The sequence below is a fragment of the Roseburia sp. OM02-15 genome, assembly GCF_003481835.1.
In the GTDB taxonomy this organism is placed as follows: Bacteria; Bacillota; Clostridia; order Lachnospirales; family Lachnospiraceae; genus Eubacterium_I; species Eubacterium_I ramulus_A.
The window spans coordinates 179,563-192,873 of the sequence record NZ_QULX01000005.1; the positions used below are offsets into that span (position 1 = coordinate 179,563).

Consider the following 13,311-nt stretch of genomic DNA (forward strand, 5'->3'; position numbering starts at 1 on the left):
CGTTACTCTTTGTTAAAGTTTACATCCTGGCTCTGTTCCTGGCTTTGCTCTGTGCCGTTGGAATCCGTGTAATGCCATGTGATCACAATAGTTCCCTTCGGAACATCGATGTCGTGTGCCTCTACCGTATACGGGAAGGAGGTGATACCGCTCCAGGACTGGATCAGATCGCTGCTTTCTGCTTTATACAGCGAGATATCAGCGGATGTAACCGTTACATTTGTCGGTGCTTTGACCGGAGATTTAATATAGTAGGAAATCTTCTCCGGACCACTGCTGACTACGATGGTAATCGAAGCACCTTTTTCTGCATACTGTCCACCGGAAATACTCTGACTGATGACATTGCCCTCAGCAACAGTATCACTGTGTTCTGTAGTTGTTGTGACATCAAAATCAGAAAGTGCTGCTTTCGCGTCCGCCTCGGATTTGCCTCTTACATCTGTAACTTTAATGGATTCTGTTCCCTGGCTGACGTAAATAGTTACTTTTGTGCCTTCTTTTACAGTCTTACCGGCTTTCGGATCCTGACGGATCACCTGACCGGACGGCACATCATTGCTGAATTCAAATTCTCTGGAAACTGTCAGATTTTTGTCCTCCAGTGTTGCCATGGCTGCTTCTGCCGTTTTTCCGGTAACATCCGGGACATCTACATCTTTGGCATTTTCTTCTTCACTTCCGGCAGAAACAGTAACTTTAATCGTTGTTCCGGTCTTTACGGTCTCGCCTTTTGCTACATCCTGATCAATGATCTGTCCTTTTTCATAGGAATCAGAAATCTCGGTTCCTGCTTCAGTAACATTTAAGCCCAGTTTTTTCAGCTCTGTTTTTGCTTCGTCCAGTGTTTTTCCTTTCAGGTCGATCATAACAACAGACTCCTCGACATCTTCGGATACAAGGGTGTCATTTTTACTGTTATTTTTCTTTGATCCGAAATGGAACACATCAAAAAAGCTTCCTAAAATATATACCACAATGATTACGATAATGATTGCAACGACAATTCGCATGATTCCAACGATTTTTTCCATCTTGGAATTGAGGAAACGTCCTTCTTCCGCGTCATCATCGTCCTTATCATACTCACTCATATCATCATCGTACTCGCTCATGTCGTCTTCTTCTGGTTCCGGCTCATCCTGTTTCACCGCCTCGGTCTTTTTCTTGATCTCATTGACCTCATCGTCGGTGAGAACACGGGTTTTGTCCTGACTGAACGGAACCAGTGTCACGAAATCCTCATTCGGATTTAACAGTGCTTTTCTGAGATCGATCAGAAGACTCTCCATGGAGTCATAGCGGCGATCCGGACTTTTCTGCGTACATTTCTGGATAATTTTTTCCAGACTGATTGGCAGATTCGGTGCGTATTTGCTTGGCGGATCCATCTCATCCTGCAGATGCTGGATCGCTACTGCAACGGTGCTGTCTCCGTCGAACGGAACACGGCCGGTCACCATCTCGTACATAACGATACCAAGAGAATAGATATCGCTTCGGTTGCTGACATAGCCATTGCGCGCCTGCTCCGGAGATGCATAGTGTACCGATCCCATTACATCAGAATGAATGGTATTTTCTGATACCGCTCTTGCGATACCAAAATCGGTTACTTTTACTTTTCCATCTGTGGAAATGATGATATTCTGCGGTTTGATATCCCGATGCACGATATTTTTTGCATGGGCTGCCTGAATACCACGTCCCACCTGGATGGCGATGCTCAGCGCTTCCTTATAAGTCAGCTGACCTTTTTTCTCAATATAAGTCTTTAAGGTAATTCCTTCTACATATTCCATTACAATGTAATGAATGCCGTTTTCACTTCCGACATCATAAATATTTACGATGTTTGGATGCTCTAATACCGCAGCGGACTGTGCCTCTGTGCGGAATTTGCTTACAAAATTTGTATCTTCGCTGAATTCTGACTTCAGCACTTTAATTGCTACATATCTGCCCAGAGCATGGTCCTTCGCCTTGTATACATCGGACATGCCTCCGGTTCCGACCTGACCTACGATCTCGTAGCGGTTCGCAATAAATGTTCCATTATTTAACATTCTGTCACCTCATCTGAATTAGGTTCTATTATAGTAACAGTGATATTGTCTCTTCCACCGTTTTGATTTGCAAGTTCAACAAGCCGTTCGGTTTTGTCCGCCAGGCTTCCGGTTCCATGCAGCACTTCAAGGATGACACTGTCTTCTACCATATTGGTGAGTCCATCCGAACAAAGTACAATGTATTCTCCTGCATGGACCTGTCGTTCAAAAATATCTATCTTCACATCTTCTGATGTGCCAATGGCACGTGTAATGATGTTCTTATTCGGGTGATTTCTGGCACTTTCCTCGTCCATTTTGCCAAGGCGCACCATCTCCTGAACCAGCGAATGGTCTTCCGTGATCTGTTCGATCGTATCTCCGATGATATACAGGCGACTGTCTCCCACGTTTGCCACAATCAGCGTATCCTGATCGATCACGGCAGCAACAATGGTCGTTCCCATTCCTTTCATCTGCTGATGCTCATCTGCATATTCCTTCAGTCTGCGGTTTGCTCTCTGAATACTCTGGGAAAGGATTGCCACCGGGCGCTTCTCCTGATTCTCTCTGATGGCCGCAACAACAGCTTCCACCGCAAAGCGGGATGCAAATTCTCCTGCTTTATGTCCGCCCATTCCATCTGCTACCAGAAAGAGATTGGGCAGATTTCCCACAGCTTCCTCTGAGGAATAGAGATAGTCCTGATTCATTTCTCTCGTTGTTCCAATATCTGTAAGAGAACTTATCTTCATCTTCTAAGAGTCCTGCCTTTCTGAATACCGTTTGCGTAGCTGTCCACATGCGCCATCTATATCACGGCCCATTTCTCTTCTAATAGTAACATTTATTCTGCATTTTTCAAGTTTATTTTTAAATTCCTGCACGGCTTTTCCGTCAGGTTGCACAAAATCACGCTCTTTAATCGGGTTTACAGGTATCAAATTGACGTGACAATTGATGCCTCTGATCAGTTCGGACAGTTGTTTTGCATCTTCCTCACTGTCGTTGACACCTGCCACCAGACTGTACTCAAAAGTGACACGTCTGCCTGTTTCCTCAAAATAATCCCGCAACGCATCCACCACTTCATGGATCTCATAAGCTTTTGCCACCGGCATCAGTTCCAGACGTTTTTCCTGACTGGAAGCATGCAGGGACAATGCCAGTGTGATCTGAAGGTCTTCTTTTGCCAGATCCCGAATCCGTGGCACCAGACCACAGGTGGATACCGTAATATTTCTCTGGCTGATATGTAATCCGTTTTCGTCGGTCAGCATCCGAATAAACGTCAGCAGGTTGTCATAATTATCCAGCGGTTCGCCGGTTCCCATGACAACGACATTGGAAACACGCTCTCCGGTGTCTGCACTGATCCGGTAAATCTGCTCCAACATCTCTGCCGGTGTCAGGTTACGCACCAGTCCATCTAAGGTTGACGCACAGAAACGGCAGCCCATACGGCACCCAACCTGAGAGGAAATACACACGGAATTGCCGTGTTTGTAGCGCATCAGCACGCTCTCTACCATATTGTGGTCTTCCAGCTCAAACAGATATTTTCTGGTTCCATCGATGGCAGACTCCTGCATGGTCACCTGTTTTAATACCGTAAAAGTGCTGTTTTCCGAAATCTGTTCTCTCAGTTTTGCCGGAAGATTGCTCATCTGCTCCACAGAATCTGCCAGTTTTACGTGCATCCACTGATATAACTGTTTCGCACGGAATTTCTTTTCCCCGTGTTCTAATACCCACTGTTCCAGCTGGTCCATGGGCAATGATTTCAAATCTGTTTTTTCCATATTATACTCCGTTCAAGAATGTCTTCTGACATTCTTGCTGCGATCAGATGTGAGATTTCGCCTCTCATCTGATATTATTTACGATGCATTTTTGCCATAAAGAATCCATCGCATCCCTCATAAGGGAAGCACTGACGCATCTGCTCCAGTTCAAACTCTGTATGCGTCTCTAAAAATTTATGTACATTTTCTTCGTTTTCTTCTTTTGTCATCGTGCAGGTACTGTATAACAACGTACCGTCCGGTTTGACATAACGGCAGACAACCTGCAGGATTTCCTGTTGTAACGCTGCCAGCTCCTGAATTTTTTCCTCAGAAGCGTTATATTTGATATCGGTTTTCGTTCCGATCACACCAAGTCCGGAACATGGCAGATCCGCGATAACCACATCGGCTTTTTCTTCCGCGGATGCATCAAATTCAGTGGCATCCCACACTTTTGCCGTCATATTCGATAACTGACAGCGTTCAATGTTATCCTCGATCATCTCGACTTTATATTCTGTCAGATCTCTGGACTCCACATGACCCGTTTCACCGATCATGCGGGCTGCGTACACACTCTTGCCACCCGGTGCCGCACAGACATCGATCACGGTATCTCCCGGCTTTGGTGCTGCCAGTTCCACGGCAAGCATGGACGCGGTATCCTGTACATAGAGCAGACCGTTTTCAAATTCTTCGATTTCATCCAGAGCTTCGTATCCGGACAGGAATAATGCCCGTTTGATCTCCGGGTTTTGTGTGACGGTAATTCCCTGCGCCTGCAAAGATGCCGTAATTTCTTCCATAGAAATGCGGTCCGTATCTACCTGTACCGAAGTCGGATGCGGCTGTAAAAATGCTTCCAGACTCTTTTCACAGGCTTCTTTTCCGTATTGTCGGATAAAACGGGCAACGATCCATTCCGGAACGGAATAGCGCACGGACAGATATTTTTCCGGCTCTTTGTCAGCATCCGGCAGTTTGATCTGATCCAGATTCCGGGCAATGTTTCGCATCACACCGTTGACAAATCCTTTCAGACCGGAAAATCCACGTTTTACCGTAAGTTTCACTGCCTCATTGCAGGCAGCGGAATCCGGCACGGAATCCATATATTTTAACTGATACACACCGCTTCGCAGAATGACTGCGATCACCGGTTTCATTTTTTTTACTTTTGTTTTGGAAAACTGGTTGATGATGGCATCCAGCTCGATCATGCGCTCTAAGGTTCCCTGTGATAAGCGGGTGATAAAGGCACGATCCTGTTTTGGCAGATAACGGTATTTATCCAGCACATCGCGGATGGCAATATGGGAAAATTCTCCATCTCTGGTCACAGCTAACAGGATATCCACCACCAGATTTCTCGTATTGACATTGTCGTTTCTATTATTAATCATCTTCATCTCTGCGTCGTCCTCCAAATAAGATGATCAACCGCAGAAGCTGCAGGATCATAGATGCCGCACTTGCCACATAAGTCATAGCTGCCGCAGTCAGGACTTTTCTCGTATCCCGCAGTTCATTTCCGCCTAAAATACCGGTGCGCTCCAACTGCTGCATCGCACGGTGAGAAGCGTTAAACTCTACCGGCAGTGTGATCAGCTGAAACAGTACCGCCAGGGAAAACATAATGATTCCTGCCTGAATCAGCACCGTACTCATGGAACCGCGAAAGATCAGTCCGATAATGATCAGCGGCCATGCCAGATTGGAACCGATATTTGCCACCGGCACAAAAGCGCCACGAACACGCAGCGGAACATATCCGTTTGCATGCTGGATCGCATGCCCGCACTCATGGGCTGCCACGCCCACTGCTGCAACGGAAGTTGAATTGTATACACTGTCTGACAGACTTAACGTCTTATTCATCGGATTGTAATGATCCGTCAGGTTACCGGAAACATGCTGTACCTGCACGTCATGGATGCCCGCATCTCGCAAAATCCGTTCTGCTGCCATAGCACCGGTCATTCCCGACATGCTGCGTACCCGCTGATAACGGTTAAAGGTACTGTTCATTCGTGCCGATGCGATCAGACAGATAATTGCTCCGATAACTACAAGAATATAAGTATAGTCCATCCAGTAAAATCCATAATATCTATAAGGCATAGTAGTCACTTCTTTCTGCTTAATTTTCAGTTCCCAGTTTCATTCCGTCGCTCAAGGCATTTCCACGCAAAAATGCATCTGCGGTCATTCGTTTTTTACCCTCTAACTGTACTTCTTCCAGCATCAGGATACCGTCTCCGGTCTGCACACCGACTTCGTGTTTTGTCACAACTGCCAGTTCTCCCGGTGCATGTTCCGAAGTTTCGTCTTTTACAGATGCTGCCCAGATTTTCAAAGTCTTTCCATGGAGATAAGTATATGCACTCGGCCACGGATTTAAACCTCGGATCAGACATTCAATCTCTTTTGCCGGTTTTGTCCAGTCAATGATGCCAAACTGCTTTTTGATCAGGGTTGTTTTTGTCGCTGCCTCATGATCCTGTTTTGTATAAGTAGCTGTTCCATTTTCAATAGCTGTCAAAGTACGGACACACAGATCTGCACCAACTTCGCTCAGACGGTCAAACAGGCTTCCGCCGGTTTCTTTTTCGTCCAGAACAACTTCTTCTTTCATGATCATGTCACCGGTATCCAGTCCCTCATCCATGCGCATGGTTGTCACACCGGATACTTTATCTCCGTTGATGACTGCCCACTGGATCGGCGCTGCACCTCTGTATTTTGGCAGCAGAGACGCATGTACGTTCACGCAGCCGTATTTTGGCATTTCCAGGATTTCTTTTGGCAAAATCTGACCAAACGCTACTACTACGATGATATCTGCGTTGTATTTTCTTAAATATTCCACACATTCCGGCTCCCGGACACGGCGCGGCTGATATACTTCGATGCCAAGCTCAACGGCAGCTTCTTTTACCGGTGGAAACTGCATTGCCTTGCCTCTGCCCTTGGGCTTGTCCGGCTGTGTAACTGCCAGGACTACTTCATGTCCTGCTTCGATTAACGCTTTTAATGTACCCACAGAAAAATCCGGGGTTCCCATAAAGATTACTCGCATCTTTTTGATTCCTCCTGACCTGTAAAGATTACTCTTCGTCGATTTCTTCCCAGTCTTCCTCATCTTCCGGATCCGCATACTGTACGTCGTGGAGTTCGCCCTCTACTTTTTCCACATACATATGTCCATCCAGATGATCCAGCTCATGGCAGATTGCACGCGCAAGAAGTCCTTCACCCTCGATCTCGTACGGTTCCAAATTTTCATCGTATGCTTTTGCTTTTACATAGTTCGGGCGTGTCACCTGACCGGCTCTGCCCGGAAGGCTTAAGCATCCCTCGTCACCGGTCTGGCTGCCGGCGGTCTCAAGGATCTCCGGGTTGATCATAACGATCGGTCCCTCTCCTACATCGATTACTACGATTCTTCGCAGTACGCCGACCTGCGGTGCTGCAAGACCCACGCCGCATGCGTCATACATAGTCTCCAGCATATCGTCGATCAGCTCTGAAATACGCGGGGTTACTTTTTTCACCTCACGACATACTTTTGTCAAAACTTCATCGCCCATAATTCTGATTGTTCTAAGTGCCATTTTTGTCTCCTCGTTTCCTCTTTTTTCAGTTTCAGATTTTCCCGGTTTTCTCACCGGTTTTCGTATTCTGTCCACTGTATTTTTCTGTTTGCCTTTTCATTTTTCCATTTGTTAAAATCCATTCATCGGATCAAAATCAAACTGAATATTTACATTGCGAAATGCCGGATCGATACGAATATATTCTTCCAGCATATTTTTGATGCTGACCAGCTTCTGATAATCCGCAGCTTTGGCATACAGCATTTTCCGATAAATATCATTGACTTTGGAAACTGCCGCATCTGCCGGACCAATAACCTGCAGACTGCTTTTTTCGTCATCTGACTGAGTCAGTATCTTATATTTTAACACATCCTGTGCCTGTTTGACCAGCATTTCCTGTGCACCTGCCGCATGAATCACCAGCATATGCCATTTTGGCGGATAATGCATCATCTCTCTTAAGAATATTTCCTGTTCAAAAAATGCTTCGTAATCCTGTTCGGCAGCTGTCACAACGCTATAATGCTCCGGCTGATACGTCTGGATCACGACCTCGCCCTGTCGGTGTCCGCGCCCGGCTCTGCCCGCTGCCTGTGTCAGCAGCTGAAACGTCCGCTCTGCCGCACGGTAATCGCTGATATGAAGGGACAGATCTGCTGCCAGCACGCCAACCAGCGTAACATTTGGAAAATCATGTCCTTTCACGATCATCTGGGTTCCGATCAAAATATCTGCCTCGCCGTTTGCAAATGCAGATAAAATTTCTTCATAACCGCCTTTTTTACGGGTGGTGTCCAGATCCATGCGAAGTACCCGCGCCGTTGGAAACTGCCGTTTCACCATTTCTTCGATCTTCTGGGTTCCTGCCTTGAAGCCTCCAATATAAGGAGAACCGCAGGACGGGCACTCTTTCACCATCGGCTGCTCATATCCACAGTAATGGCAGACTAACTTTCCGTTGTTGTGCAGGTTCAGCGACACATCACAATGCGGGCATTTAATGACTTCTCCACAGGAACGGCAGGAGACAAAACCTGCCACACCGCGGCGGTTGATAAAAAGCATGATCTGTTCTTTTTTCTCCAAACGGTCTGTGATCAGCTCCCGCAGTTTGTCACTGAAAATGGAACGGTTTCCGTTTCTTAATTCTTCCCGCAGATCCACCGTGTATACACTCGGCAGCGGACGGGCACTAACACGTTCTTTCATCTCGAACAAACGATACTGCCCCTGCTTTGCCCGGTCATAACTCTCTACCGAAGGAGTGGCAGAACCAAGCACTACCCTGGCACCGCACATCTGCGCCCGCGCGATTGCCGTCTCTCTGGCATGATACCGCGGCACGGTCTCACTTTTGTATGCCGCTTCGTGTTCCTCATCAATGATGATAACACCCAAATTTGGAAAAGGTGTGAACAGCGCAGACCGCGGACCGATCATCACGTCCAAAAGCCCGCTTTTTGCCCGTTCAAACTGATCGGAGCGCTCTCCCGCTGACATGCGGGAGTTCAAAATTGATACCCGGTCACCGAAATGGTTGTAAAAACGAAGTACGGTCTGAAAAGTCAGCGCAATCTCCGGAATCAGGACGATTGCCTGCTTTCCGGACTTTACCACCTGTTCAATGATTTCCATATATACTTCTGTCTTTCCGCTGCCGGTGACTCCATGGATCAGGCACGGGCGTTCATCGCCCCGCTGCCAGCCTGATAAAATTTCATTCGCAACGCGTCGCTGCGTCAGATTCAGGGAAACAATGTTTCCCTGCTTTTTCATCTGATCCAGCGGATTGCGCCAGTTTCGGATGTGTTCCACACGGATCAGCTCCCGCTCCTGCATGGCACGGATCACAGAAGCTGTAATATTCAGCTTCTGTGTCACCGTCTCATAGGGGAGCGGAGACTGTTTCAGCAGCGCTTCCATCAGCCGCGCACGCGCGGTCTGATGCTTGCGCTGCAATTCACCAAGCTGCGCTTTTGCTGTTGCGGCATCTGGCTTCAGCCAGATCATCCGCTTTTCCTTCTCCGTTGTCTTCTGTTTTACCGGAATCACTGTTTTCAATGCCTGATTCATCGTCCCGCCGAAATTTTCCCGCATCCAGGCGGCAAGCGCGATCAGCTGCCCTTCGATCGGAATCCCTTCCCGCACGACCCGCAGGACAGATTTCATCCGGCTTACGTCAAATTCCGGCTGATCTGTCACTTCCACCACATAGCCGCGCATATGTCGGTTTCCATTTCCAAAGGGAACCTCCACCGGTGTGCCCGGATGAATCTGATCTGCCAGCATTTCCGGAATCAGATACTGAAACGTACGGTCCAGTTTTTCCAGGGAAATGTCGATAATAATGTTTGCATACAATGTTTTTTTATCCATAGTGCTCCTTTTTACTCTTCTCTGCTGACTGTTATCTTACCAAACCTTACACTTCATCGCAAGTTTCCGATCATCCATCGGATATTTTTCCCCGTTGATCTCCTGATAGGTCTCATGACCCTTTCCGGCAATCACCACGATATCTCCGGGTTTTGCATGGGAAATGCCATAGGCGATTGCCTGCTCCCGATCCGGAATCCTGCCGTATTTTCCTTTTGCCGCTTCCAGCCCAAGACAGATCTCATCCGCAATTTTTTCCGGATCTTCCTCTCTGGGATTATCCGTGGTCACCACCACCAGATCTGCCAGCCGCCCTGCCACTTCGCCCATTTGAAATCTGCGTTCTGCCGCCCGGTTTCCGCCACAGCCGAAAATACAAATAATCCGCCCCGGGTGATAATCCCGCAGCGTCCTCAGCAACGCATCCAGTGCCATGGCATTGTGCGCATAATCCACGATGACGATAAAACGTGGCGATACCGGAAGCATTTCGATGCGTCCCGGCACCTGCAGGGTATGCAGTGCTTTTTCAATTGCTTCCTCCGGTATCTGATACTGTTCCGCCACAGAAATCGCTGCCAGCGAATTGTATATAGAAAACTTGCCCGGAGCATTTACCACCACATTCCAGCTGTTTTCCGAAGCAGCTTCCATTTCTCCCTGATTTTTTCCGGTCCGATATCTGTTCAGATGATACTGCACACCCAGACGGTCGCTTCCTCGCAAAAGCTGTACCCGGTCTGCACAGTAATCTGCCTGTCTGGAAAATCCATAGGTAAGTACCTTCTCACAGCTGCTGCCGCGCCACATTTCCTGCCAGTATGGATCATCCTGATTAAAAATTCCAGTACGGCACTGACAGAACAACCGCTGCTTACATGCCATATATTCTGTAAAATCGGCATGCTCCCCTGCTCCGATATGGTCTTCTCGCAGATTGGTAAACACTGCCGCATCAAACATAATTCCATCTACCCGGTGCAGTTTCAGCGCCTGAGACGAAACTTCCATGACAACGTACTGACAGCCCTGATCCACCATTTTTCGCAATATTTCATACAATTCATACGATTCCGGTGTGGTGTTGCGGATCTTCTGCTGCCAGGTGTCATAGCAGACTTCAATGGTTCCGATCAGACCACTCTTCTGACCAGCTGCGGTGAACATTTTCCAGATCATCCAGGCAGTGGAAGTCTTGCCTTTTGTTCCCGTAACACCGATGATTTTTAAATTTTCCTGTGGATTATCAAACCATTGACGTGAAATAGAAGCCAACGCAGCTCTGGTATCCTTAGTTTCCAACACACAGATTTCTCGCAGGTTATTAACTTTTCTTAAATTATTAATTTGATTTATCTGTTCTTCATCTATCACATCTTTCTCCGTCAGGATCGCCGCCGCTCCCCGTTCCACCGCCTCCCGGATAAACGCATGCCCATCCTGCCTGCTTCCCTGAATGCAGACAAACAATGCTCCCGGCTCTACTTTTCTGCTGTCATATGCCACCTGCGTCACTTCCCGGGGCAGCTCTCCCCGGATACATCGCCATTTAAGCCCCTGCAACAATTTTTCCGTCTGCCGCATACCAACCTCAACCCCTGATTTACCGTTGTATTTAAGATATGAAACTTCGCTCTGTTCTGTGTCTCAGGCAACTTACTTCCGCAGTCATCGTCTCCACGTTTCTGTCATTTTTCCATACTCTGAACAATGTCTGAATTTTCGCACAAAAGCACTGACTGAATGGTCAAATTTCTACATCAGGAATGCCAACTACCTATTGAATTTTGCAACTTCATAGTATATGATATTTAAGATAAACAATGCAGTTGTCCCATCACAATGTATCCGGATAACTCCTGATGCACGCAGGATCGTCATCAACGGATTTTCCGGATTGCAGAAGGCTTCCCGAAGAACATCTTCCAAGAAGCTTTCTCATATGTAATAGGTAAACTGTGAAACTATATACAATCAAGGAGGAGACCTATGAGACATTTAATGAGCCCGTTAGATTTATCCGTGGAAGAAACAGATAAATTGCTCAATCTCGCGAACGATATTGAAAAGAATCCGGAAAAATATGCACATGCATGTGCCGGCAAGAAGCTTGCTACCTGCTTCTATGAGCCAAGTACCAGAACCCGACTCAGTTTTGAAGCGGCTATGTTAAATCTTGGCGGATCCGTGCTTGGTTTTTCCAGTGCTGACAGTTCTTCCGCTGCCAAAGGAGAAAGTGTTTCCGATACTATCCGTGTCATCTCCAGTTATGCTGATATCTGTGCAATGCGTCACCCGAAGGAAGGTGCTCCGTTAGTTGCCTCCGAAAAATCCACAATTCCTGTCATTAATGCAGGTGATGGCGGACATCAGCATCCGACACAGACACTTACCGATCTTCTTACTATTCACAGTCTCAAAGGTCATCTCGACAATCTGACCATTGGTTTATGTGGTGACCTGAAATTTGGACGTACTGTTCACTCACTGATTCATGCTCTGATTCGTTACCCTAATGTAAAATTTGTGCTGATCTCTCCGGAAGAACTGCGTGTTCCAAGCTATATTCGTGAAGATGTACTTGCCCAGAACAATGTTCCTTTCAAAGAGGTGGTTCGTCTGGAAGAAGCTCTGCCGGAACTGGATATCCTTTACATGACTCGTGTACAGAAAGAGCGTTTCTTCAATGAGGAAGATTACATCCGCATGAAAGATTTCTACATTTTAGACAAAACAAAAATGGAACTGGCTCCGGAAGATATGCTGGTACTCCATCCGCTGCCACGTGTCAATGAGATTTCTACCGAAGTAGATGATGATCCGAGAGCAGTATATTTCAAACAGGCTCAGTACGGCGTTTACGTTCGTATGGCCCTGATTCTTACATTATTAGGAGTGGAGGTATAAGCAATGTTAAACGTAGGTGCAATCAAAGAAGGTTTTGTATTAGACCATATCAAAGCAGGCATGAGCCTTTCCATCTATCATGATCTGAAGCTGGATGAGCTGGATTGCTGTGTTGCTATCATCAAAAATGCAAAAAGCAACAAAATGGGCAAAAAAGATATCCTGAAAGTAGAATGCAACATCGACAACTTAGACCTGGATATTCTTGGTTTTATCGATCACAACATCACAGTAAACATCATCAAAGATGAGCGCATTGTGGAAAAACGTGCATTAAAACTTCCGACATCCGTTACCAATGTCATCAAATGCAAAAACCCGCGTTGTATCACTTCCATCGAGCAGGAACTGGATCAGATCTTCCTTCTGACCGATCCGGAGCACGAAGTATACCGCTGCAAATACTGTGAAGCTAAATACAAAAAATAATATCCACGCTGTGAAAATTCTGTAAAAAGATGTTTTTCAAATAGTGTGTGTAAACAGTGAAATAATTATTAAGAACGGACTGCATACCTTGCTATGTAGTCCGCTTTTTTATATAATACATTCAAGTGAGTATTCATCTATTTACTCATTATTTCAAGGAAAAAA

General features: G+C 46.6%; 11 protein-coding genes. 2 read left to right on the forward strand and 9 right to left on the reverse strand.

All coding sequences use genetic code 11. The features are described 5' to 3' along the window. Positions 1-2: 2 nt before the first annotated feature. From pknB to DXB15_RS06960, 9 genes are all read right to left on the reverse strand, one after another. A complete protein-coding gene (pknB, locus tag DXB15_RS06920; RefSeq protein WP_187119650.1) occupies positions 3-2,066 on the reverse strand; it encodes a Stk1 family PASTA domain-containing Ser/Thr kinase in 2,064 nt (687 codons plus the stop codon). After that, positions 2,060-2,803 (reverse strand): Stp1/IreP family PP2C-type Ser/Thr phosphatase, encoded by a 744-nt coding sequence (locus DXB15_RS06925; RefSeq protein WP_109214546.1) that lies wholly within the window; start codon positions 2,801-2,803, stop codon positions 2,060-2,062. The genes pknB and DXB15_RS06925 overlap by 7 nt, the downstream gene beginning before the upstream one ends. A 3-nt stretch (positions 2,804-2,806) precedes the next feature. Continuing rightward, positions 2,807-3,850 carry a 23S rRNA (adenine(2503)-C(2))-methyltransferase RlmN gene (rlmN, locus tag DXB15_RS06930; protein WP_118702430.1) on the reverse strand — a complete coding sequence of 348 codons (1,044 nt, stop codon included), beginning with the start codon at positions 3,848-3,850 and terminating at the stop codon, positions 2,807-2,809. Positions 3,851-3,924: 74 nt separating this feature from the next. After that, a complete protein-coding gene (gene rsmB / locus DXB15_RS06935; protein ID WP_118702457.1) occupies positions 3,925-5,238 on the reverse strand; it encodes a 16S rRNA (cytosine(967)-C(5))-methyltransferase RsmB in 1,314 nt (437 codons plus the stop codon). After that, positions 5,231-5,956 carry a zinc metallopeptidase gene (locus DXB15_RS06940; RefSeq protein WP_118702431.1) on the reverse strand — a complete coding sequence of 242 codons (726 nt, stop codon included), beginning with the start codon at positions 5,954-5,956 and terminating at the stop codon, positions 5,231-5,233. Before DXB15_RS06940 ends, rsmB begins: the two co-directional genes overlap by 8 nt. A 19-nt stretch (positions 5,957-5,975) precedes the next feature. Further along, positions 5,976-6,914: a methionyl-tRNA formyltransferase gene (fmt, locus tag DXB15_RS06945; protein WP_109214550.1), complete on the reverse strand. Its 939-nt coding sequence runs from the start codon at positions 6,912-6,914 to the stop codon at positions 5,976-5,978. A gap of 28 nt (positions 6,915-6,942) precedes the next feature. Further along, on the reverse strand, positions 6,943-7,449 hold the full coding sequence (gene def / locus DXB15_RS06950) for a peptide deformylase (RefSeq protein WP_109214564.1): 507 nt from the start codon (positions 7,447-7,449) through the stop codon (positions 6,943-6,945). 111 nt (positions 7,450-7,560) lie between these two features. Continuing rightward, a complete protein-coding gene (gene priA, locus DXB15_RS06955; protein ID WP_243115608.1) occupies positions 7,561-9,810 on the reverse strand; it encodes a replication restart helicase PriA in 2,250 nt (749 codons plus the stop codon). A 36-nt stretch (positions 9,811-9,846) separates the two neighbouring features. Beyond that, entirely contained in the window at positions 9,847-11,394 is a 1,548-nt protein-coding gene (locus DXB15_RS06960) for a UDP-N-acetylmuramoyl-L-alanyl-D-glutamate--2,6-diaminopimelate ligase (RefSeq protein ID WP_118702432.1), read from the reverse strand. 405 nt (positions 11,395-11,799) lie between these two features. Here DXB15_RS06960 and pyrB point away from each other — a divergent pair, with 405 nt between their 5' ends. Both pyrB and DXB15_RS06970 read left to right on the forward strand, forming a co-directional pair. Further along, positions 11,800-12,717, forward strand: a complete 918-nt coding sequence (pyrB, locus tag DXB15_RS06965; RefSeq protein ID WP_109214552.1) for an aspartate carbamoyltransferase — start codon at positions 11,800-11,802, stop codon at positions 12,715-12,717. Positions 12,718-12,720: 3 nt separating this feature from the next. After that, positions 12,721-13,146 (forward strand): aspartate carbamoyltransferase regulatory subunit, encoded by a 426-nt coding sequence (locus DXB15_RS06970; protein WP_109214553.1) that lies wholly within the window; start codon positions 12,721-12,723, stop codon positions 13,144-13,146. The last annotated feature ends 165 nt before the right edge of the window (positions 13,147-13,311 follow it).

Excerpts from the sequence above, each read along its gene's own strand:
- fmt (WP_109214550.1), bottom strand. The coding sequence starts at position 6,914 with ATGCGAGTAATCTTTATGGGAACCCCGGATTTTTCTGTGGGTACATTA.
- DXB15_RS06925 (WP_109214546.1), bottom strand. The coding sequence starts at position 2,803 with ATGAAGATAAGTTCTCTTACAGATATTGGAACAACGAGAGAAATGAAT.
- pyrB (WP_109214552.1), top strand. The coding sequence starts at position 11,800 with ATGAGACATTTAATGAGCCCGTTAGATTTATCCGTGGAAGAAACAGAT.
- pknB (WP_187119650.1), bottom strand. The coding sequence starts at position 2,066 with ATGTTAAATAATGGAACATTTATTGCGAACCGCTACGAGATCGTAGGT.
- priA (WP_243115608.1), bottom strand. The coding sequence starts at position 9,810 with ATGGATAAAAAAACATTGTATGCAAACATTATTATCGACATTTCCCTG.
- DXB15_RS06970 (WP_109214553.1), top strand. The coding sequence starts at position 12,721 with ATGTTAAACGTAGGTGCAATCAAAGAAGGTTTTGTATTAGACCATATC.
- rlmN (WP_118702430.1), bottom strand. The coding sequence starts at position 3,850 with ATGGAAAAAACAGATTTGAAATCATTGCCCATGGACCAGCTGGAACAG.
- def (WP_109214564.1), bottom strand. The coding sequence starts at position 7,449 with ATGGCACTTAGAACAATCAGAATTATGGGCGATGAAGTTTTGACAAAA.
- rsmB (WP_118702457.1), bottom strand. The coding sequence starts at position 5,238 with ATGATTAATAATAGAAACGACAATGTCAATACGAGAAATCTGGTGGTG.
- DXB15_RS06940 (WP_118702431.1), bottom strand. The coding sequence starts at position 5,956 with ATGCCTTATAGATATTATGGATTTTACTGGATGGACTATACTTATATT.
- DXB15_RS06960 (WP_118702432.1), bottom strand. The coding sequence starts at position 11,394 with ATGCGGCAGACGGAAAAATTGTTGCAGGGGCTTAAATGGCGATGTATC.